Origin of the sequence: Corynebacterium sp. HMSC036E10, from assembly GCF_001836265.1 — a bacterium.
Classification (GTDB): domain Bacteria; phylum Actinomycetota; class Actinomycetes; order Mycobacteriales; family Mycobacteriaceae; genus Corynebacterium; species Corynebacterium coyleae.
In genome coordinates this window covers 52740-71664 of sequence record NZ_KV827965.1, presented here as the reverse complement: position 1 = coordinate 71664, position 18925 = coordinate 52740, and the positions used below count along the sequence as shown (strand labels likewise).

The following is an 18925-nucleotide window of genomic DNA, read 5'->3' as shown; positions in this document are numbered from 1 at the left end:
CCACGACACGGCCCTGGCCTGCAGCTACAGTAGTATCAGCGTCATGGAATCATTCGACGAGTCGGAAGTCGCGAGCTACGAGGAAACACGGCGACTTACGCACGCTGAGCTCGATCGTATTTTCAACGAGCGCGCTAACCTCATGGCGCGACTCAAGGACGCTTAACCAAATTCCCCCTCTGCCCAGTCCGCCATGAACTCGGCGATGCCGTGCGGGTCCGCAAGGAAGTCGCGCGTCGCCCGAAACGCCAGCGTGTCCTCCACCGCAAGGTTGCGCTCCACCCCGTCGTCGCTGATCTCGATGATCTCCGCACCCGGGATCGCCGCCACGATGGGCGAATGCGTGACGACGACTACCTGCGCCCCCACCTCACCCAACGCATGCAACTGCGCCAACAGGGCCATTTGGGCGACGGGGGACAGGCCGGACTCGGGCTCGTCGAGAAGATACAGCGCGTTGGGGATCAGCCGCGATGTCAGTTCGAGGACCGATTCGCCGTGGGAGCGCCCGCCGAATTCGGTGATGCGCGTATGTGTTTCGCCGCGCAGGAAGTAGCCGACTTTCGCCCGCGGGCCGGTGGTCAGGGTGAGCACGCCGTACAGCGGGTCGTGGGCGCCCGCCTTTTCCACACCCCACGTGCCGCCTTCCAACGTGAACCCCCAGGCACGCGCCATGCCTTCCAACAGCGTGGACTTGCCCACCCCGTTGCCGCCGGTAATCACCGTGATTGGCCGCCTCAAGGCAAAACCGAACTCGGCGACGTGCGCGATGGCCGGGGTTTCCACAGCCCATGGCGGTGCGGCTTGGGCGTCGACGTCAACGCGTTGAATGAACATCATGGCCCCACCAGGTAGCGGGCGGTGCCGGCTGGGTCGTTGATGAATTCGCGGGTGGCGGTGACGGGCTCGCAGTCGTCGTAAAGCATGGGCTCAAGGTCGGGAACATGCAGGATGCGGGCGTCTGGGATGGCGAGGAGCACGGGCGAATGCGTTGCGACGACCACCTGTGCCCCACGCCGCGCTAGCACCGTCAGCAGGCCGAGGAGTTCGAGTTGGGAGAAGGTGGAGAGGCCGTCTTCGGGCTCGTCGAGAAGAATTAGCGAGTCCGGGCCGAAGCGGGTGCGCGCCAGGTCCATGATGCCCTGGCCGTGGCTGCGTCTGGTGAGGCCTACAAGCGGGTCGGCGGGCCCCAGGCTCTCGTGGTATTCCGCAAGGTCAAGGTATGTTTCGCCGCGCAGGAAGTAGACGTCGCGGGGGTTTTCGCGGCGCGTCAGCGTGAGCGAGCGGTGCAGGGCCGAATGGTCTGCGGCGGTAAAGCGCGCGTGGCGCGAACCGCCAGCAGCGTTGGCGCCCATGGCCACGGCGATCGCCTCGACGAGCGTGGATTTTCCGGAACCGTTATCGCCGGTCAACAGCGTGACCTGGCCTAACTCGAGCGGCGTTTGCTGGAGGGAGTGCACCACCGACAGATCACGCGCGTAGCCCTGGACAGGAGCATCAATGCGCACACGGGTAAGAAACATGGGGCTACCGCCAGTTCTCAATCTTCAAGCCGCCAACCCGTGAAAACTCTTTCTCGTTGGCGGTGACTAGGACTAAGTCTTGTCGGATCGCTTGGGCCGCAATCCATAGATCGTTAGCCCCAATCGGTAGCCCTCTATCTAGAAGATCTGCCCGAAGCCGTCCGTAAATCGATGCACATTCCTCATCGACTCCCAATATGCGTCTACCGTGTAGCAGTACCCTGTACGTCCGGTGCAGGATCTCTGGATTTACCGACCGCTGAATACCCGCTTCAATCTCACCGAGAACAACAGTAGAGAGCCATAGCTTTGAGCTCGCACATTCAGTTACTCGTTGGACAACCCGGGGTTGAGTTCCCCGTTCAATGTCGATCCAGACATTCGTGTCAAGAAGATATCCCATCGAATCGTTCATCCTCCGTGATCAGGGGAATGATCGAGGTTCGGCACTTCGTCGAGTGGGAGGTCTTCAATTTCCTCAATTAGTCCCTGCTCGAGGTTGTGTTCCTTCTGGAATTCACGAAGCCTGGCGACGACAAGTCCGAAATCCTCTTCCTCCGGCCTCAGAAGAAGCCCTTCCGGCACGGCTTCAATGGACACAGCCCCAGATGCAATGCGTAGTGCTGCAGGGATTCGCACTGCCTGGCTGTTCCCAGATTTAAAAACAGTCGTACGGATCGGACCGCTCACATTCGGTTCCTCTCGAATAGGTTCTGCCATGACACCCTCCACAGATCGATGTATATCCGCAACGATATACAGATTCGCGGTGTCCAGCAAGACCCTCTTTTACCGCAGACCTGCTGGCAGTGGCGTTGCGGCATCTGCCGCGACGAGGATCCCGTAGGCCGCGCCGGAGATGATCCCGACGATGTTGGTGCTGCCGTCCGGATTCACGGTGTACAGCGGGGAGCCCGAATCGCCCTGCAGCGACAGGATCATCACCGCGATCTCTCCGGTGCGCGGGTTCACGTTGAGCACCGGGCCGCAGGTACGGGACGTGCGTGCGCCGTCCTTGCACACGATCTGACCTTCGCGTACCGAGGTCACCGGCGCGCGCCCCGCCACACGCCGCGTGGGGTTGATGAACTGCGCGAACTGGCTCAGACCATGCAGCGCACCGATGAACGGAATATCGATAAAGCCGCCGCGCATGGCGCGGGCATCGGTGACGTGACGGTCCATGCGGAACCAGGCAACGTCCTTCAACTCGCCGCCGAGCGTGTTGTCGCCCTCGAGCTCAAAACCCGAATCCTGCAGGTTGCTCGCTACTGGGGTGCGCGCATCCGCAGCCAGCACCCGCACCGCGTGCGCCCCACCGATCGGCGCGAGGCAGTGACCGGCGGTCACGCCGTACATCGCGCCGTCCCGGTACGCGATGGAGTTCAACGTGCAGCCATACTTCTCCCCATCGCTGTATTCGATACGGATGCTGTCGCCCGCATACATGGCCAGTGCTTGGGCTGGGGTGGCTGCCATGCCAAGCACGCCCGCTGCTGCGACAGTGAGGGACAAAACGGTGTTGCGCATCCGGCGCAGGCGGGAAGAGATCATGGCGAAGATTCTTCCACACTTTGGGTATGCAAAAAGCGCGGGCCCCACTCCTCACAAGTGGGACCCGCGCTACAAGTGCTGTTGTCGTTGGACTGCTGCGTGCTGTTCTGACGCGCAGTCGTCGTCAAGCGGTGCTTATGCGCTTACGACCTCGAAGTTCACCTTGCCCTCCACGTCGTCGTGGAGGTTAACCTTGACCTGGTAGCCACCGGTCTTGGTCACCAGGCCCTTAGGCACGGTGATGCGGCGCTTGTCCAGGTTCGGGCCGCCGGCAGCCTTGACGGCGTCGGCGATGTCGGCAGCCTTCACGGAGCCGAAGAGCTTGCCGTTGTTCGCAGTGCGAACGGCAACCTTGACGCCGGTGAGCTGGTCGAGCTGGTCGCGCAGCTCCTTGGCGTGATCCAGGTCGCGGACCTGGCGCTCAGCCTGAGCACGCTTAATGTCTTCAATCTGCTTCTCTGCGCCGCGGGTAGCCGGGATAGCCAGGCCGCGCGGGAGCAGGAAGTTGCGTCCGTAACCGTTCTTGACCTCGACGACCTCGCCAGGTTCGCCAAGCTTCTCGACGGCAGCGGTGAGGATCAGCTTCATAATCCTAACCTTCCTTATGGTGAAAAATGCTTGATGTGTGGTTGTCGTTTAGAACGGTGGCTCATCGCCCGCGCCACCGAAGCCACCGGCCTCGGGTGCGGAACCCCACGGATCATGTGCAGGCTGCTGGGGCTGGTTCTGGCCGCCTTGGCCCTGGCCCTGGGTTTGGCCGCCGAAGCCGCCACCCTGGTTACCTTGGCCGCCGCCGAAACCGCCCTGGTTAAAGCCGCCCTGCTGCTGGTTCTGGCCGCCGAAGCCGCCACCCTGGTTGCCCTGGCCGCCGCCGTAGCCGCCCTGCCCGCCCTCACGCGGGTTGCGGTTGACGTTAGCCGTGGCGTACTTCAGGGACGGGCCGACCTCATCGACCTCGACCTCGAACACAGTACGGTTTTCGCCCTCTTTAGTTTGGTAGGAACGCTGCTTGAGCTTGCCGGTGACCACAACGCGCATGCCCTTGGTCAGGGACTCTGCGACGTTCTCGGCCATCTGGCGCCAGCAGTTACAGGTCAGAAACAGTGCTTCGCCATCCTCGAACTGGTTCGTCTCCCGGTTATACGTACGTGGGGTGGACGCGATGCGGAAGTTCGCAACCGCGGCACCGCTCGGGATGAAACGCAGTTCCGGGTCAGCAACCAAGTTGCCGACAACGGTAATCGGGGTATCGCCTTGAGCCATGTTTCGTGAACCTTCCTACCTGCTGATCGTGTGGTTGTAGAGCCTACCGGTCTTACTTATCGGTACGCAGAACCTTGGTACGAAGAACGTTGTCGTTCAGGTTCAGCAGACGGTCGAGCTCCTTGACCGTGTCAGCCTCGCAGTCGAGGTTCACAACGGCGTAGATGCCCTCTTCCTTCTTGTTGATCGGGTAAGCAAGACGCTTCTTGCCCCACACATCAACGTTCTCCACCTTGCCGTTGTCCTTGCGGACAGTCTCCAGGAACTTATCCAGGGACGGGGCAACGGTGCGCTCATCCTGCTGCGGATCGAGGATGATCATTACTTCGTAGTGACGCACGGACCTCATCACCTCCTATGGTCTTAGTCTGTTCGGCCATAACCCTTGTGGTCATGGCAGGAGGGTCGTTGCGTCAAGCAACCTGAACAGACTACCCCACGGTTTGCACTGCTCAAAACCCTGGCCGCGGGGATGACATGAAAGACTCCGCATTGCGGACAATTGGCCGGCAACCAATCGTTGGCAGGCACCAACGGCTGGCGTTAGAACGGCAACCCCGGCAACTTCGGCAGAGCCGGCAGCGGGATGCCCAACGACGGCCCGACCGCCGCAACCGCAATACCCAAAGCTGCGAGAACTCCGACCACAAGGCCCACGATCGCGAGCGGGGATACCTCAACCTCACCCTGAGAACTCAAACTGCTCAAGCCCGCCTCACCGCGCAGCGAGTCGATGTTCCAATTACGAACCTCGTCAATGCTGGTCGGGTACTTCACCTCTCGGTTGCCGCCGTCTGCGCAGGCAACCCGCGCGTTCATATCCACTTCGAGGTACGCCATCGTTCCCCCGATGGCGAGTTGGACATCGTCGGCGGCCAAGAACGTTTTCCGGAAAGTCTTCAGATCGGACTGGGACAGGTTGCCCTGCACAACGAAGCTCTTCCAGGCAACGTCTTCAAAGTCCTGCCGGTTCACGCGCTTGCCCCGCACACGGTTCGCCTCCTCAACACCAAGTGCGCTGACCGGCCGCTCCGAGATGCTGCCCTGTTTGATGCTCGGCTTTACCGCCCACACCTCGACCTTTGTAAGTTCCTCGGTGAGGTGTTGTGCCAGCACATGCTCCATACCTACCTGCTGGAGGCGTTCCGTGTACCGCTGCTCAGTGCGCTTTTGAGCCTCTTTGGCGTCTGCGAGCCTGCTCGCGAGATTCTTCTGTGCCTCCACAAGCTCTGCAAGCGAGGGTTCTGCCCGGAACTCCCGAACGATGTTCTCTGTTCCGGGGTACAGCACCTCAAATGCTTTCACCGCAGCGTTGGCGTACACCTCTTGTGTGCTGACGTTGGCCCAGGCGCTGTAGGTTGCCGCTTCCCGGTCGTTCAGCTTTAACATGCAGATCCCGTTCGCCGCCAACACCATGGGCCCTTCATTCGGCCCGACTGTAGCGGCGACTGCAGCTGGGGCAAGGCCGCCCGCGACCAGCGATACGGCGAGCGGCAGGGTAAGAATTCGACGGTTCAACGCGGGCTCCTTTTTAGCAACAGCAGTCCGGTATCGGACACGGTGCTTTCAGGATATTTTCACCGAGCAGAACCCGCAGCAAAACGCGAAAATCTTCGGTCTTAGCGGTCGACGTCTAAAACGAGGCCGTCCTTATCGATATCAATGTCGATTTCGCCGAACTCCACCTCGAAGTAGCCGTCATCGTCCCACTCCACTTTGGCCTTGCCATCCTGGGCGGCCTTTAAGACGTCTTGGACTTCGGCTTCGGTCACGTTTTCGTCGACAAGATCCTTGCGCGCCTCGTCCGAGTAGCCGGTCACAGCGGCTGGGAGATCCTCGGACACAGCGGCTCCAGCGTTCGACGTTTCCGTCACCGTTTCGGGCGCGACGGTTTCAGTGACTGTTTCGGGCGCAGTCTCGCCAGAATCAGAACACGCCGCCACGGCAAGTCCTGCTGTGGCGGCGACTGTCAGGGCAACCATCTTCTTCGTAAGCATGGCCCCACTGTAACGACGAAGATCAGGTCGGGTTTGGCACCGCGACGAAAAGTGCGAGCGACACCGGGATGATCGTCATGAACACAAACGCAACCGCGCCGTAGATGATCGACTCTTTCTTGCGGCCCTTCGTTGCCATGTAGAACGACGCGCCGAACAGGGCAAACGCGATCAGGATAGAGACGATGCCGAGGACCGTTGCGGTGGTCATGGTTGCGTACTCACCGCCTCCACCTCAGGCTCGGGCGTGGGCTCGTCGATAAGCACAGGCTCTTTCCACTGCGCAGGCAGCGACATCAGCGGGTCGTGGCCGTTGTGCGCGTCGCGGACCTTGTCCGGGCGCTTGCCGAGCATTTGCTTGACGACGAGCACCATCACCGCCACGATAAACGCATCGCGCGCCAGGATGAAGATGTCCAGGAACCAACCCGGCACACCCATGTTGTCGTCGCCCATCATGTGCCACATCAGCACCGGCCAAACCATCATGTCCGCCACCATCCAGGACAGCAGCAGACGCCAGTACGGCAGTGCGAGGACCGCGGGAACCACGAACCACAGAGAGTACTGCGGGCTCCATACCTTGTTAAACAGCAGGAAGAAGCCGACGATGAGCACGATCAGTTCCGCAATGCGCGGGGTTTGCGGCGCACGCAGGCCGAGGATGAGGACGAACAGGCAGCCGAGCAGGAACAGGATCAGGGTGACGGCGTTGAGGATCACCGGGGCGCCCTCACCGGAGTCGAAGCCGGCCCACCCGAACTCGCGGGAGAGCACCGCGTAGATGGTGGTCCACTCCCAGCCGCGGTCGGTGTTGAGGCGGTTGAACTCGCTCCATGCGTCTGGGTAACGCAGGTACACCGGCGCGTTGACGGCGATCCAGGTGATGGCGGTGGCGCCGACCATCTTGAAGAACGGCACGAGGTCACGCTTGCGGATCGCCACAGTGACGTACGCGCCGAGGATGAACAGCGGCCACAGTTTGAACGCGGTGCCCAAACCGACGAGCACACCGGCCAGCCACCACTTGCGGTTGCGCGCCGCGAGCATCGCTGCGACGGCGAAGAAGATCGAGGGGATGTCCCAGTTGGTAAACGCGTGGACGATCAGCAGCGGCGAACCGGCGACGAGCAGCGTGTCCCAGATGCGGTTGCCGGCAAGTTCCGCGACCATGCGGATGGTGATCACCCAGATGATGGACATCAGCAGTGCGGTGACGTAGAAGTACCAGCCGGATTCCGGCAGGAAGCTATCAGTCAGGAAGTAGGTACCGCGCGCGATCCAGGCGCTGAGCTGCTGGAACAGGCCAGCGAGCACCGGGTATTCCATGTAGCGGGTCAGGTCGTCTTCTACCCACGAGTAGGCGTAGACAAAGCCCGGCTGGTCCAGACCGCGTGCTCCGTAGAGCGGGATGATGTCGTTGTAGCAGGCAGCGACGAACTGGCGGTTGCCGTCCCAGTTGAGCTGCATGATGCCGTTGTCGTCCAGTTTGCCGCCAGCGCAGCGCGACTTCTGTAGTGCGCCGAAGGACAAGAAGATGTATGCGACGGCGATGATGGCGCGCAGCGGCGTCCAGAACCGGGCGCGGCCGATCTGGGCGAAGCGGCCCATTGGTCCGCCGAGGTAGTTCACCCAGCCGCGTGCCACCGGTTCGGTTTTGCCGGGCTGGACGCGGTCGGCCGGGTCCGGCCATGTGACGGTTGTTTGATCAGTCTGAGACATGCTGTTACTGGAACGCCTCCTGAACTTGGCCGATCACATCGTTGACAGCATCACGCAAGTCCGGCGCAGGCGCCGGTGCGGGAGCAGGTGCAGGTGCCGGTGCTGGCGCGGGAGCCGGTGCTGGTGCCGGAGCAGGTGCTTCGCTCGGAGCGGAAGATGCAGCCGACTCGGATTCCGTCGGCGCAGTCCCGGTAGCCGAGTTTTGGGTTGCCGGAGTGGAGTAGTAACCACCCAGGCCAACGCCACCCTTGTAGGCGTTCACGCCCCAGTACACCGGGCTTGCCGGCTCGAAGTACTCAAAGTCTTGATCCGCCAGCTCAGTGTCCAGGACCTGCTTCCAGATCTGCGACGGCGTGTTCGAGCCGAACATGTTGCCGCCCCACTCATTGAAGATGGCGGAGGTGTTGTCGGCGGTACCGACCCACACGGCCACAGCGAGCTGCGGGGTGGAGCCGACCATCCAGGCGTCCTTGTTCATGCCGGTGTTGCCCAGCTGCGCAGTGCCGGTCTTTGCCGCGGACGGGCGGCCGCCAGCGAGCACCGCGTTGGAGTACGCCGGCACGGTCTGCATTGCTTCGAGGACGTTGTCCGCCACCTGCTCGGAGACGCGACGTTCGGTGTAGTTGCGGTCCACCTCGTAGAGGACCTCACCGTTGGCGTCCACAACCTTTTCCACGAAGTGGGTCGGGTGCATGGCGCCGCGGTTGGTCAGGGTTGCCACTGCGGTAGCCATGTCCAGCACGCGCGACTGGTACTGGCCCAGCACGATGCCTTCGTAGGGCTGGCCGCCGTTTTCACGCAGCGTTACAGGGATGCCCGGGATGGACTTGGCCACGCCGAGGGCATGCGCCATGTCGGCGGTGTCCTGGGTGGTGTTATCCAATTCGTCCTGGATGCGCAGGTACGCGGTGTTGGAGGACACGCGGGTGGCCTCAGTCATGGACAGCATTCCGCCTCCGCCGCCGTCCCAGTTGGTCACGACGTGGTTGCCCGGCAGGGTCACCGGGGAAGAATCGAACATGGACGTCAGCGGGATGCCCTGCTGCAGGGCGGCCGCGAGCGCGAAGATCTTGAACGTCGAACCCGTTTGCAGGCCCGCGTTGGCGTAGTCCCAGCCAGACGGGTCGTCGCCGCCGTAGTAGGCGCGCACGGCACCGGTACTCGGCTCGATGGCAACGACGCCGGAGCGGGCGTCATCCTGTAGGTAGGACAGGCGCTGACGGGTGATCTCTTCGACGTTTTGCTGGGTGCCGGCATCGATCGTGGTGGTGATCTGCAGGCCACGGTTGGTCAGGTCGTCCTCGGTGATGCCGATGGTGGCCAACTCCGCCACAACCTGGTTTTTAATCAGGCCATTTGCGCCGGTTGCTTCCGTGTAGGCCGAGTAGGTGGCCGGGTCACGGGTCTCCGGGTAGTGGGCGGCCGCGCGACGCTCCTGGGTGATGGCGCCGGTTTCCACCATGCCGTCCATGACGTAGTTCCAGCGGCCTTCCGCGGCTTCGCGGTTGCTCCACGGGTCAAGCTGGCTCGGCAGCTGGATCGACGCGGCCAGGACTGCGCCCTCCTCCAGTGTGAGCTGGGAGGCTGGTTTGTTGAAGTAGGCGTGCGCTGCGGCTTCGATGCCGTAGGCGTTGCGGCCGAAGTAGACCGTGTTCAGGTAGGCGCGCAGAATGTCGGCCTTTTCCCACTGGTTGGTCATCTTCACCGAGTAGACGAGCTCTTTAGCTTTACGCTCGTAGGAGTGCTCGTTGCCCACCAGTGCGTTCTTCACGTACTGCTGGGTGATGGTGGAGCCGCCACCTGCGGATGCGTTGCCGGTGAGCTGCCCGATGGCGGCGCGAGCGAAGCCTGTCGGGGAGAAGCCGGAGTTGGTCCAGAAGTCACGGTCTTCTGCCGCAAGCACCGCGTTTTGGACGTCTTCGGGCACCTGGTCAAGCGGGATCTGCTTACGGTTGCCTTCCGGCGGGACGATGCGGGCGAGTTCCTTGTCGCCGTCGCGGTAGAAGATGTTGGAGATCTGCGCCGTTTCAATCTTGCCCGGCTCGGGCACCTCGGCGCGTGCGTAGCTCCAGAAGAACCACGCCAGCGGGATCGCCGCAATCATGGCCAAGAACAGCAAGAACGCGATAAACCACTGCCATGCGCGCGACCGTTTCTTGGTTGTGACGGTCGTTGAGCCATTGCTTTTCTTTTTGGCGGTCGTGTCGCCGCCGTTGTCTTTATCTGACACTCGTTTTTCCCTGCGCAATTTGACTCGCGGCCCCCGCGGGGAGGGCGAAACCGCGAGCTACCTACTCGTTTTCTATGCACACCCTACCCGGCCAACGCGAAATCACACTACTGGTACTGCAGTGACTTCCTTTAACAGATGGTTCCACTTGCAGTCGCGGCAAACCTCCACGAAGTGGACGGTGATGGGGCCGACCTCGTGCACTATGCGGTCGATTTCTTCTGCGCTGCGGGCGGTGCCGGTGCGTCGGCCGAGTTTTTCGCTGTATACCCAGGTGATCTCCCGCAGTTCAGCGCCACAGATGGGGCAGGGCCGTGGGGATGCGGTGCCGTGGTGTTCGGCGGCGGCGCGGAGGATGAAGTCGGCGTCGCAGGCGTCGTCGATACGCATGCGCCCTGCGTTGAGCTCGCGCAATGCGTGGCGACGACGCCACTCGTGCGACACCTCACCCTCATACACAAACATCTGCGCAATGGTAACGCCGTTTTCGGTGCGTCGCCGACGCCACATATGATGTTGATGTTCAAACGTTTGCTAGCGACACTGCCACTTCGAGGAGCCACGACGTGAGCCACCACGCTGTATCCCCCGAGTCTGCACGCCTACCGAACACTGTCGATTCGGATGCTCCTCTCCGCGTTGCGGTTGGCTGGGACACCACAAGCGGCGAAGCCGTCGAGTTTGCCGCCTGGCTCGGCCGCTCCCTGCCGATGAAGGTGCAGGTCATGGCATCTGCGCAACTGCCGCCGATCCAGGCGCTGACAACCTCGGCGAAGAGCCGCAAGAAGCAGCTGAAGAAGATGCGCGAAGAGTTCCACAAACGCGTGGTCGAAGAACTCGACGGGCAGATCCCGAAAGCGCAGTGGTCCAAAGAGGTGGCCACACTCAAGGACGGCAAAGATACCGTCCGCTCGCTTCTCGACAACGCCTTAGAGTTCAACGCTGACCTCATCGTCATGGGCTCCCGCGCAAAATCACCCAAGGGCCGACTACGCCCGTCCAGCGTTACGGACGAAATGCTCTACTCCTCCCCCATCCCCCTCGGGCTGGCACCGCGCGGAGTGAAGCTGTCTAAGAAGGGCATCACGCGCGTGACCTACGCCGTGGTGGACACCGACGGGAAGAAAGAGCCCGAGTTTTACGGCCTGGACTACGCCACCGCCCTCGCGTGCGCGCTGCCCCTGCCGCTGCGCATCATCGCGTTCTCCCCGACGAGTTACGACGAGCACGGCCCGAAATGGTACGAACGCACCCTTGGCATGCTTGACCACGCCCGCGACCGAGCCTGGGAGTACGCATGCGAACTCTCCCCCGACCGCCTCGACCATTTCGACGTGACCAGCTCCGTGTCCACCGGCAAGAGCTGGAAGCGCTCGATTGACTCGGTGAAGTGGCGCAAGGGCGACATCATGTGCCTGGGTTCGCAGCCGTCGCCGAATCTGCGCACGGTGTTTTTGGGCACGCTCGAAGGCGAGTTCATCCGCTACGCGCCTGTGCCCGTCATCGTCTGTCCGGAGGCAGCGAAGTAGGTTAGGGCGTATGCGCGACCATCCTGAAAACGACCTGCACTCCCCCGCCGACCGCTTTTCCCGCGTTCGCCCGGAGCCCCGTTCCTTTGATGAGTTGGCGGATGCCCCGGATCCGCTGGAGGTAGACCGGCGCAATAAGCGCTCCACCCGTCAGGCGATCACGTGGGCGCTGGGCACCGTTGGGGTGACGTTCCTGTTGGCGTTTGTGTTAGGCCTGGTCGCCCGCCTGCAGGGCGGGCCGCTGTGCAGCGACGGCGACGCCACCTGGCTGTGCACCCCAACCTGGCGCACCACCTGGGCTGTAGTCACCTCTCTCCCACCGATCGCCGGCCTGATTGGCTGCGCGGTGATCATGGTGCGCAAACTCAACCGCTACGAGCGCTGGATCCCGTGGATGGGCGTGTTCTGGATCCCGCTCGTGCCGTTCACCATGGCGTGGCTGATTCTGACTATTGGGATGCTGGCAACGATGTAGTTGCGCACTGCGCACAGTACGGGTTCTTCTCCCGGCAGGCCTCGCAGCTTAAGTACTGCTGGCGGCACTCCGGCTCGTTGGCGCAGTTGTAGAACTGGTTGGTCGCCTCCCCGCAGTGCACGCAGTGGCCGAGCTGGACGTAGTCCGGGTCGTCCGCGGAACCGAATTCGGTGTGCATGCGGTCGTCGAACACGTAGAGGGAGCCTTCCCACAGTCCGGAGTTGCCGAAGGCTTCGCCGTAGCGGACGATGCCGCCGTCGATTTGGTAGACCTCTTCGAACCCGCGGTTGATCATCAGGCTGGACAGCACCTCGCAGCGAATGCCGCCGGTGCAGTACGAGATGACCGGCTTGTCCTTCATCCAGTCGTACTTGCCGGACTCGAGCTCTTTGATGAAGTCGTGAGTGGTTTCCACATCTGGCACCACCGCGTTTTTAAACCGTCCGATCTCGGCCTCGCGGGTGTTGCGGCCATCGAAGAAGACCACGTCCGGGTTGGCCTCCACGAACTCGTTGACCTGCTGCGGAGTGAGGTGCTTGCCTCCCCCGATCACACCGTTTTCATCAACCTTCAACTCCCCCGGCGCGCCAAACGCCACGATCTCGTCGCGGGCTTTGACGCTGAGTTTCGGAAAGTCTTCGGCACCGCCTTCGGACCACTTGAACTCGATGCCCTTGAAGTACTCTTTGGTCTTCTTCGCGTAGGTCTTGCAGGCACGGATGTCGCCACCGACGGTGCCGTTAATGCCGTGTTCGGAGACGATAATCCTGCCGGTCAGGCCGAGCCCTTCGCACAGGTCACGCTGCCACAGACGCACCGCGTCCGGGTCGGCGATGGGCTGGAACTTGTAGTAGAGCAGGATTTTGCTGGTCATGCCTGGCAGTCTACGTCGAGCGGGTCCGTTCTTTGTAGGCGTATACGTCGCGCGTGTACACGCGGCGGTGTGTACCGACTCTGTGGCCGGGCAGTGTGCCTTCGTCGATAAGCTTGACCACGTATGGACGAGACACGTTGAGCAGGTCAGCTACCTGCTGGGTGGTCATTTCATCTTCGGGGCTGGGTGGGCGCATGAGGCGCCCCTCCGCAAGATCCTCGAGCAGATCACGGATCCAGGCAGCGGTCTGTTTGGGTAGCGTGACTTCCTCACGCTGGTCAGCTCGGGCGGCAGCAATGCCGTCGTTGAGCTGAGCCAACGCGGTCTCCACCGGCGGTTGTTGTACAGGCATACAGGCGACCATAAACCACAAATACAACGAGCGGAGCCGTTTTAAAGAAGAAATCTAAGATTTTCTTAGCGTTTGTGGTACAGCCCTTTTCGCCAGTACTGCGGCTCAGACGTTGCAAGCACACCAAGGTTGCGGAAAATGCCCTCGTCCACAGACCCAAGGATCGCCGTGATGTGAGCATCGCAACCACGAAGGGACTTCAGGTGATCCAACGCGAGCGCCGCGTCCGGGTTCGAAGCCGCCGACACGGACAAGGCAATAAGTACCTCGTCGGTGTGCAGGCGCGGGTTGACCGAACCCAGGTGGCGGGTCTTCAGCGACTGGATCGGCTCGATGGAATCGGGGGAGAGCAGGTGCACATCGTCGTCGATACCCGCGAGCTGCTTCAGGGCATTGAGCAGCACCGCAGCCGAAGGTCCGAGCAGGTCAGAAGTCTTACCGGTAACAATGCGGCCGTCCGGCAACTCAAGTGCCGCGCCCGGCTTGCCGGTCGCCTCCGCGACGTCGAGCGCAGGGGCAACCACAACGCGGTCCTGCACAGAGAGATCCGCCTTGCGCATCACGTTCATCACACGGTCAGAGATGGAGGAGTCGGAGCCGGTGCGGCGTTCGTCGACACGCGATGCAAAGTAGCGGCGAATGATTTCCTGCTGGGCGGCGTGGCGGCAGGCCTCGTCGTCGGAAATGCAATAGCCCGCCATGTTGACGCCCATGTCGGTCGGGGACTGGTACGGCTCGGTGCCCGTAACCTCACGCAGCAGCGTCTTCAGCAGCGGGAAGACCTCAATGTCGCGGTTGTAGGAGGTGACCTTCTCCCCGTAGGCGTCGAGGTGGTACTGGTCGATCACGTTGATATCGTCCAGGTCCGCGGTGGCCGCCTCGTAGGCTAGGTTCACCGGATGGGAGAGCGGCAGGTTCCAGATGGGGAACGTCTCAAACTTGGCGTAACCTGCGGCAATGCCTCGCTGGTTCTCGTGGTAGACCTGCGACAGACAGGTGGCCAGCTTGCCGGAGCCAGGTCCCGGCGCAGTCATGACAATCAGGTCGCGGGAGGTTTCCACATAGTCGTTGCGGCCAAACCCTTCTTCGCTGACCACCTTGGCGGTGTCGTTGGGGTAGCCAGGGATCATGTAGTGGCGCGACACCTTCAGGCCAAGGCGAGAAAGACGCTCGAGGAACGCCTCCACGGTGCGGTTGTGGCCGTCGAGTTGGGTGCACACCACATTTTCGACGAGGAAGCCACGGTCGCGGAACACATCCACAAGACGCAGCACGTCATCTTCGTATGTAATACCCAGGTCAGCGCGCACTTTTTGGCGGATGACATCACCAGCGTTGAAGCAGATGACAATTTCCACTTCGTCCTTGATGCGGTCAAGCATGGCGATTTTGTTATCCGGAGTGAATCCGGGGAGAACACGGGAGGCGTGGTTGTCGTCGAAAAGCTTCCCACCCATCTCCAGGTAGAGTTTGCCGCCTACCTCGGCTCTCCGCGCTTGGATGTGCTCGGACTGCATTGCAATGTATTTTTCGCGGTCAAAACCGGTCGTGTACGGCATGCGCGCAATTCTATTGCTTTGCTGCGACACCACGCACCCCGCTACCTCCACACGGTGGTAGCGCTACGGTGGCAGGCATGTTTTCCTCCACGTTTACCGCCGACCAGATCCGAGCTGCGGAAGCACCCCTGCTTGCGGCGCAGGAGTTCGAGGACCAGTTGATGCAATCCGCTGCCCACGCCGTGGCGGAGGTAGCCAACGTGATGCTCGCTGAAGGTACTGAGGCACGCGCCCGGGTGCTCGTGCTTGCAGGGCCTGGCGGCAACGGGGGAGACGGCCTCTACGCCGGCGCGGAGTTGTTGCTGGCAGGCCACCGGGTGGATGCGGTGTTGCCCACAGGCTCGGCGCAGGAGCGTGCCCTGCGGGCGTTCACAGCGGCCGGCGGGGAGGTGCTGGAGGAACTCCCGGAGCAGTGGCAGGACTACGCCCTGGTTATCGACGCGATGACGGGCATCGGCGCGACCGGCGAGGTACGCGAGAACCTTCGCCCCGCCGTCGAGTTAGCCAACGCACTCAACGCCCAAGTGCTGGCCGTGGACGTGCCCACCGGCGTGGAGGCCGACACCGGCTGGGCAGGGCAGTGCCACGTCAACGCCGATGTGACGGTCACCTTCGGCGGGTTGCGCCGCGCCCACGGGCTGTCGCCAGCGTGCGGGGTGCAGTTGCTCGCCGACATCGGATTGCCGGGCAAGCGCCTGCACGAAACGCTCGGCGACCAACTCACCTTGTGGGCAGAGGATGGCCCGCCGCTGTTGATTGCAAACCGGGCGGTGCTGCCGGAGCAGAAGTGGACCGAGCAGAAGTGGCCCGACGGGATACAGACCCTGTGGCAGCCACCGCTCCAAGACATCGCGCCAGGGCCTGAGGACGACAAGTACACCGGTGGTGTGGTCGGCATCCGCGCAGGCAGCGGCGACTATCCCGGCGCGGCTATCCTGTCTACTGCGGGCGCGGTGAACGCCACACCGGCGATGGTGCGCTACGCCGGCCCGCAGGCGGTGGAGGTGGTGCGGGCGCATCCGGAGGTCGTCGCTACGCACACGCTCCAGGATGCTGGCCGGGTGCAGGCGTGGGTGTTTGGGCCGGGCGCGGGCACCGACGAGGCTGCGGCGGCGGAGTTGCGGTGGGTGCTCGGCCAGGAGGTGCCTGTGCTTATCGACGCCGACGGCCTGACCCTCCTCACCCAACACCCCAACCTGCGCGAACAGGTGGCCAAGCGCGAACAGATGACCGTGCTGACCCCGCACGACGGCGAGTTCGCCCGGCTGTGTGAAGCCGCCGACGTGGGGGAGAGCGATCGCATGGCGGAGACCATCGCCCTGGCCGCCGCGCTGCAGTGCACGGTGGTACGCAAGGGGCGGGTGACGGTGATTGCGCACGAGGGCGACCCGTACACGGCGTACGCGATCGACGCGGGGCATTCCTGGGCGGCGACTCCGGGATCGGGCGATGTGCTCGCGGGCATCGCGGGGGCGCACCTGGCGCTTATGCATGCCAAGCGGCTATGGGAGGAGGTCGCACTCGCCGGCGCGGTGGCCGTGCACGCTTTGGCTGCGAAACTGGCCGCTGCTACTGCGTACGGTGACGCGACGGCGCCAGCGAGCCGGATCGCCGAGTTCATCCGCCCCGCAACCGCGAAGATGCGAAATGATGCTTGATGCGGTCGTGATCGGCGGCGGCCAGTCCGGCCTTGCCGTGTCGTATTACCTACGCAAATACGGCGTGAACTTCGTGGTTTTGGATGCCGCCGACGCTCCCGGTGGGGCGTGGCCGAACTACTGGGACTCGCTGACGCTGTTTTCGCGCGCGGAGTTTTCCAACCTGCCGGGTTGGCCGATGCCTTCGTTTGATGGGTATCCGCCGCGTGATCATGTCGTCGATTATTTAACGCGCTACGAGGCCCGCTACGACCTTCCCATTCGCCGTGGGCAGCGCGTGGAGCGTGTGCTTATCGACGACACTGGCTTCACCATCCGCCCCCAAAACCTCCACGCCCGCAACGTGGTGGTTGCAACCGGGATCTGGTCGGCGCCGTTCGTGCCGTTTGTGCCGGGTGAGTTCTCGGGCAGGCAGTTGCACTCGGCGCACTACACGCGACCGGGAGATTTCGCAGGCCAGCGCGTCGCGGTCGTCGGTGGCGGTAACTCGGGTGCCCAGATCACGGCGGACCTCGCGCTAGCCGGGGTAAAGGCGCAGTGGCTGACACGTTCTGCACCGGGTTTCATGCCGGACGACGTGGACGGTTCCACGCTGTTTCGCCGCAATCGTGAGCGCCTCACTGCGATTGCGAAGGGGGAGCCAGATCCGGGCGGGGTGGACTTCGGCGGAGAGATCGTCGTCGTACCGGAGGTGCGCCGAGCGCGCGACGCCGGCCTGCTTCAGGCGCGTCCGATGGTAGGTTCGCTCGACGAGGTGGACGCGGACGTGATCATCTGGGCAACCGGGTTTCGCCCGGCCCTCGGGCCTATCCGCGGGCTGCCCCGGGACACGCATGGTTTGTACGTGTTGGGGTTTGACAACATCAACGGACCGGGTGCCGGAACGATTCGAGGGGTGAGCCCGTTTGCCCGCGATATTGCGGCTCGGATCGCCGATTCTTTTGGCGCACACCGTCGCAGGTAAGCACGCTTCGACAAAATTACATAGGTGTTATTTAGGCCTTGACGTGGAAAAATAGCCCTTTTCGGGGATACATTCACCTTTTCGTTGCATGAGAGTTTCCTGAGTAGCACTAACTCAGCTTTCTCCAACCAGCACGTACGTTAATTAAGCACGGACTGGCCCGCACTTGAGACGCAGGTCACCCTACTCACGAAGGGTGAATAGTTGGACATCTGCGCTACGCTTACTTATGTGTTAAATAAACGGAGGATCGCAGCGCTTGCCCTGACAGCTACTACAGCAGCGGCTGTCACTGCCGTGCCCTCCGCCGACGCGGCCACTGTAGGCAAGCCCATTAACGGCGTGTGCTCATTGCAAATGAGCATTGCAGAAAAGGATTTCGCCGCAGCATTGCCGCGAGACCTTAGGAGCCCCCAAGCGCAGCAAAAACAGCAGTGGACCAACGCCTTCGAGGTAGCGTTCCCGGAAGCTGCGCCCATCGCACAAGAATTCCTCGAAGCATTCAACGGCCCATACTTCAGGCAGTTCCATGCCAACCGCAACGCTGAAACCGCCCGTTGGGAAGACCGCATCGCTACTGCCGCAAATGTAGATCCGGCAGGCGCAAAGTGGTACTTCACCGAAATCATGAACAGCGTGCTGGTATCCAGTGAAGACGGACTGGCGCTGGATCATGTTGAGTTCTGGCGCGTTGTGGATGACGCCCTTGAAAGTGGCACCATCAGCGCCACTGACCCACGCGACATTTACCCCGCTTTCCCACAGGAAATTAGCGACAGGCTTCTCGAGGGCGCTCTGGCAGACATGCCGGCAGACCAGCGCAAAAAGTGGGTAAACGCGCACGCCTCGTCCAAGGAAGCCATCGGCTCGGTCAATGCGGCACAGTTCCGCGATGCCTTCAAGAAGGCACGCGAGGCCTGCGCCAATGGTGGCGGCTCGGTCACTCTGCCCGTCGCTCCCAAGCCGACCACTCCGTACGACGTGCCACCGGTACAGCGCGGCAAGGACAAGCCTGGCAAGACCACAGAGCCGTCCACACCGACTGAGTCGAAGACCACCACCAACATCAGCGTTGACTTCTCCACCTCGGTTGAGCGCCAGAAGAACGAACCACAAGCGTCGATGCCTGTCGGTGCGATCATCGGCATCGTCGTCGCTCTGTTGACAATCATTGGTGGCGCTGGGGCAGCATTTGTCATGGGCGGGCGATAGGCGTAATTTGGCG

General features: G+C 62.4%; 23 protein-coding genes. 6 read left to right on the top strand and 17 right to left on the bottom strand.

Features of this window, described 5'->3' with window-relative positions:
• Nucleotides 1-43: 43 nt before the first annotated feature.
• The gene (locus HMPREF2736_RS12765; RefSeq protein ID WP_256365573.1) at nt 44-166 is read left to right on the top strand and encodes a hypothetical protein; all 123 of its coding nucleotides are present in this window, start codon (nt 44-46) and stop codon (nt 164-166) included.
• Here HMPREF2736_RS12765 and HMPREF2736_RS03105 read toward each other — a convergent pair.
• The 14 genes from HMPREF2736_RS03105 to HMPREF2736_RS03040 form a co-directional block, all read right to left on the bottom strand.
• Nucleotides 163-840, bottom strand: coding sequence for an AAA family ATPase (locus tag HMPREF2736_RS03105; RefSeq protein WP_083322961.1), 678 nt, complete (start codon nt 838-840; stop codon nt 163-165). The genes HMPREF2736_RS12765 and HMPREF2736_RS03105 overlap by 4 nt on opposite strands.
• On the bottom strand, nt 837-1523 hold the full coding sequence (locus tag HMPREF2736_RS03100) for an AAA family ATPase (protein ID WP_070828859.1): 687 nt from the start codon (nt 1521-1523) through the stop codon (nt 837-839). The genes HMPREF2736_RS03105 and HMPREF2736_RS03100 overlap by 4 nt, the downstream gene beginning before the upstream one ends.
• Before the next feature lie 4 nt (nt 1524-1527).
• Nucleotides 1528-1926 carry a type II toxin-antitoxin system VapC family toxin gene (locus tag HMPREF2736_RS12855; RefSeq protein ID WP_070450728.1) on the bottom strand — a complete coding sequence of 133 codons (399 nt, stop codon included), beginning with the start codon at nt 1924-1926 and terminating at the stop codon, nt 1528-1530.
• Between the two features lie 8 nt (nt 1927-1934).
• A complete protein-coding gene (locus HMPREF2736_RS03090) occupies nt 1935-2243 on the bottom strand; it encodes an antitoxin (protein ID WP_141739352.1) in 309 nt (102 codons plus the stop codon).
• Between the two features lie 69 nt (nt 2244-2312).
• Nucleotides 2313-3077, bottom strand: coding sequence for a chymotrypsin family serine protease (locus HMPREF2736_RS03085; protein ID WP_070828858.1), 765 nt, complete (start codon nt 3075-3077; stop codon nt 2313-2315).
• 135 nt (nt 3078-3212) lie between these two features.
• Nucleotides 3213-3665 (bottom strand): 50S ribosomal protein L9, encoded by a 453-nt coding sequence (gene rplI / locus HMPREF2736_RS03080; protein WP_070422053.1) that lies wholly within the window; start codon nt 3663-3665, stop codon nt 3213-3215.
• 48 nt (nt 3666-3713) lie between these two features.
• Nucleotides 3714-4340 carry a single-stranded DNA-binding protein gene (locus tag HMPREF2736_RS03075; protein WP_070422054.1) on the bottom strand — a complete coding sequence of 209 codons (627 nt, stop codon included), beginning with the start codon at nt 4338-4340 and terminating at the stop codon, nt 3714-3716.
• 52 nt (nt 4341-4392) lie between these two features.
• A complete protein-coding gene (gene rpsF, locus HMPREF2736_RS03070) occupies nt 4393-4689 on the bottom strand; it encodes a 30S ribosomal protein S6 (RefSeq protein WP_070422055.1) in 297 nt (98 codons plus the stop codon).
• A gap of 194 nt (nt 4690-4883) precedes the next feature.
• Nucleotides 4884-5858 carry a hypothetical protein gene (locus tag HMPREF2736_RS03065; protein WP_070828857.1) on the bottom strand — a complete coding sequence of 325 codons (975 nt, stop codon included), beginning with the start codon at nt 5856-5858 and terminating at the stop codon, nt 4884-4886.
• A gap of 101 nt (nt 5859-5959) precedes the next feature.
• Nucleotides 5960-6337, bottom strand: coding sequence for a hypothetical protein (locus tag HMPREF2736_RS03060; RefSeq protein ID WP_070450698.1), 378 nt, complete (start codon nt 6335-6337; stop codon nt 5960-5962).
• A gap of 22 nt (nt 6338-6359) precedes the next feature.
• Complete coding sequence (locus tag HMPREF2736_RS03055) at nt 6360-6548, bottom strand: hypothetical protein (protein ID WP_070422058.1); 189 nt, start codon at nt 6546-6548, stop codon at nt 6360-6362.
• The gene (locus tag HMPREF2736_RS03050; protein ID WP_083322960.1) at nt 6545-8059 is read right to left on the bottom strand and encodes a glycosyltransferase family 87 protein; all 1515 of its coding nucleotides are present in this window, start codon (nt 8057-8059) and stop codon (nt 6545-6547) included. The genes HMPREF2736_RS03055 and HMPREF2736_RS03050 overlap by 4 nt, the downstream gene beginning before the upstream one ends.
• Before the next feature lie 4 nt (nt 8060-8063).
• Nucleotides 8064-10289, bottom strand: a complete 2226-nt coding sequence (locus HMPREF2736_RS03045; RefSeq protein WP_070828856.1) for a transglycosylase domain-containing protein — start codon at nt 10287-10289, stop codon at nt 8064-8066.
• Nucleotides 10290-10391: 102 nt separating this feature from the next.
• Nucleotides 10392-10754 (bottom strand): DUF5318 family protein, encoded by a 363-nt coding sequence (locus HMPREF2736_RS03040; RefSeq protein WP_070828873.1) that lies wholly within the window; start codon nt 10752-10754, stop codon nt 10392-10394.
• Nucleotides 10755-10855: 101 nt separating this feature from the next.
• Between HMPREF2736_RS03040 and HMPREF2736_RS03035 the strand changes: the two genes are divergently transcribed.
• Together HMPREF2736_RS03035 and HMPREF2736_RS03030 are read left to right on the top strand one after the other, a co-directional pair.
• Nucleotides 10856-11818 carry a universal stress protein gene (locus tag HMPREF2736_RS03035; RefSeq protein WP_070828855.1) on the top strand — a complete coding sequence of 321 codons (963 nt, stop codon included), beginning with the start codon at nt 10856-10858 and terminating at the stop codon, nt 11816-11818.
• A 10-nt stretch (nt 11819-11828) separates the two neighbouring features.
• Nucleotides 11829-12293, top strand: a complete 465-nt coding sequence (locus tag HMPREF2736_RS03030; RefSeq protein WP_070422061.1) for a hypothetical protein — start codon at nt 11829-11831, stop codon at nt 12291-12293.
• Here HMPREF2736_RS03030 and HMPREF2736_RS03025 read toward each other — a convergent pair.
• The 3 genes from HMPREF2736_RS03025 to HMPREF2736_RS03015 all read right to left on the bottom strand — a co-directional run bounded on the left by HMPREF2736_RS03025 (nt 12268) and on the right by HMPREF2736_RS03015 (nt 15078).
• Nucleotides 12268-13167 (bottom strand): oxygen-dependent tRNA uridine(34) hydroxylase TrhO, encoded by a 900-nt coding sequence (locus HMPREF2736_RS03025; RefSeq protein WP_070828854.1) that lies wholly within the window; start codon nt 13165-13167, stop codon nt 12268-12270. The two genes, HMPREF2736_RS03030 and HMPREF2736_RS03025, sit on opposite strands and share 26 nt — an antisense overlap.
• Before the next feature lie 10 nt (nt 13168-13177).
• On the bottom strand, nt 13178-13519 hold the full coding sequence (locus HMPREF2736_RS03020) for a helix-turn-helix domain-containing protein (protein WP_070450708.1): 342 nt from the start codon (nt 13517-13519) through the stop codon (nt 13178-13180).
• Between the two features lie 65 nt (nt 13520-13584).
• Nucleotides 13585-15078, bottom strand: a complete 1494-nt coding sequence (locus tag HMPREF2736_RS03015; RefSeq protein WP_070614181.1) for a DUF1846 domain-containing protein — start codon at nt 15076-15078, stop codon at nt 13585-13587.
• A 77-nt stretch (nt 15079-15155) separates the two neighbouring features.
• On the opposite strand from HMPREF2736_RS03015, the gene HMPREF2736_RS03010 reads away from it, so the two are divergent.
• The 3 genes from HMPREF2736_RS03010 (at nt 15156) to HMPREF2736_RS03000 (ending at nt 18912) form a co-directional block, all read left to right on the top strand.
• Nucleotides 15156-16736, top strand: a complete 1581-nt coding sequence (locus tag HMPREF2736_RS03010) for an NAD(P)H-hydrate epimerase (RefSeq protein WP_070828853.1) — start codon at nt 15156-15158, stop codon at nt 16734-16736.
• Complete coding sequence (locus tag HMPREF2736_RS03005; RefSeq protein ID WP_070828872.1) at nt 16729-17700, top strand: NAD(P)-binding domain-containing protein; 972 nt, start codon at nt 16729-16731, stop codon at nt 17698-17700. Before HMPREF2736_RS03010 ends, HMPREF2736_RS03005 begins: the two co-directional genes overlap by 8 nt.
• A 357-nt stretch (nt 17701-18057) precedes the next feature.
• The gene (locus tag HMPREF2736_RS03000; RefSeq protein ID WP_070422066.1) at nt 18058-18912 is read left to right on the top strand and encodes a hypothetical protein; all 855 of its coding nucleotides are present in this window, start codon (nt 18058-18060) and stop codon (nt 18910-18912) included.
• Nucleotides 18913-18925: the final 13 nt, after the last annotated feature.

Coding starts and splice junctions, on each gene's coding strand:
- HMPREF2736_RS12765 (WP_256365573.1), top strand. CDS start 44: ATGGAATCATTCGACGAGTCGGAAGTCGCGAGCTACGAGGAAACACGG.
- HMPREF2736_RS03050 (WP_083322960.1), bottom strand. CDS start 8,059: ATGTCTCAGACTGATCAAACAACCGTCACATGGCCGGACCCGGCCGAC.
- HMPREF2736_RS03020 (WP_070450708.1), bottom strand. CDS start 13,519: ATGCCTGTACAACAACCGCCGGTGGAGACCGCGTTGGCTCAGCTCAAC.
- HMPREF2736_RS03030 (WP_070422061.1), top strand. CDS start 11,829: ATGCGCGACCATCCTGAAAACGACCTGCACTCCCCCGCCGACCGCTTT.
- rpsF (WP_070422055.1), bottom strand. CDS start 4,689: ATGAGGTCCGTGCGTCACTACGAAGTAATGATCATCCTCGATCCGCAG.
- HMPREF2736_RS03025 (WP_070828854.1), bottom strand. CDS start 13,167: ATGACCAGCAAAATCCTGCTCTACTACAAGTTCCAGCCCATCGCCGAC.
- HMPREF2736_RS03040 (WP_070828873.1), bottom strand. CDS start 10,754: ATGTTTGTGTATGAGGGTGAGGTGTCGCACGAGTGGCGTCGTCGCCAC.
- HMPREF2736_RS03090 (WP_141739352.1), bottom strand. CDS start 2,243: ATGGCAGAACCTATTCGAGAGGAACCGAATGTGAGCGGTCCGATCCGT.
- HMPREF2736_RS03005 (WP_070828872.1), top strand. CDS start 16,729: ATGCTTGATGCGGTCGTGATCGGCGGCGGCCAGTCCGGCCTTGCCGTG.
- HMPREF2736_RS03015 (WP_070614181.1), bottom strand. CDS start 15,078: ATGCCGTACACGACCGGTTTTGACCGCGAAAAATACATTGCAATGCAG.
- HMPREF2736_RS12855 (WP_070450728.1), bottom strand. CDS start 1,926: ATGGGATATCTTCTTGACACGAATGTCTGGATCGACATTGAACGGGGA.
- HMPREF2736_RS03010 (WP_070828853.1), top strand. CDS start 15,156: ATGTTTTCCTCCACGTTTACCGCCGACCAGATCCGAGCTGCGGAAGCA.
- HMPREF2736_RS03100 (WP_070828859.1), bottom strand. CDS start 1,523: ATGTTTCTTACCCGTGTGCGCATTGATGCTCCTGTCCAGGGCTACGCG.
- HMPREF2736_RS03085 (WP_070828858.1), bottom strand. CDS start 3,077: ATGATCTCTTCCCGCCTGCGCCGGATGCGCAACACCGTTTTGTCCCTC.
- rplI (WP_070422053.1), bottom strand. CDS start 3,665: ATGAAGCTGATCCTCACCGCTGCCGTCGAGAAGCTTGGCGAACCTGGC.
- HMPREF2736_RS03055 (WP_070422058.1), bottom strand. CDS start 6,548: ATGACCACCGCAACGGTCCTCGGCATCGTCTCTATCCTGATCGCGTTT.
- HMPREF2736_RS03000 (WP_070422066.1), top strand. CDS start 18,058: ATGAGCATTGCAGAAAAGGATTTCGCCGCAGCATTGCCGCGAGACCTT.
- HMPREF2736_RS03105 (WP_083322961.1), bottom strand. CDS start 840: ATGATGTTCATTCAACGCGTTGACGTCGACGCCCAAGCCGCACCGCCA.
- HMPREF2736_RS03060 (WP_070450698.1), bottom strand. CDS start 6,337: ATGCTTACGAAGAAGATGGTTGCCCTGACAGTCGCCGCCACAGCAGGA.
- HMPREF2736_RS03075 (WP_070422054.1), bottom strand. CDS start 4,340: ATGGCTCAAGGCGATACCCCGATTACCGTTGTCGGCAACTTGGTTGCT.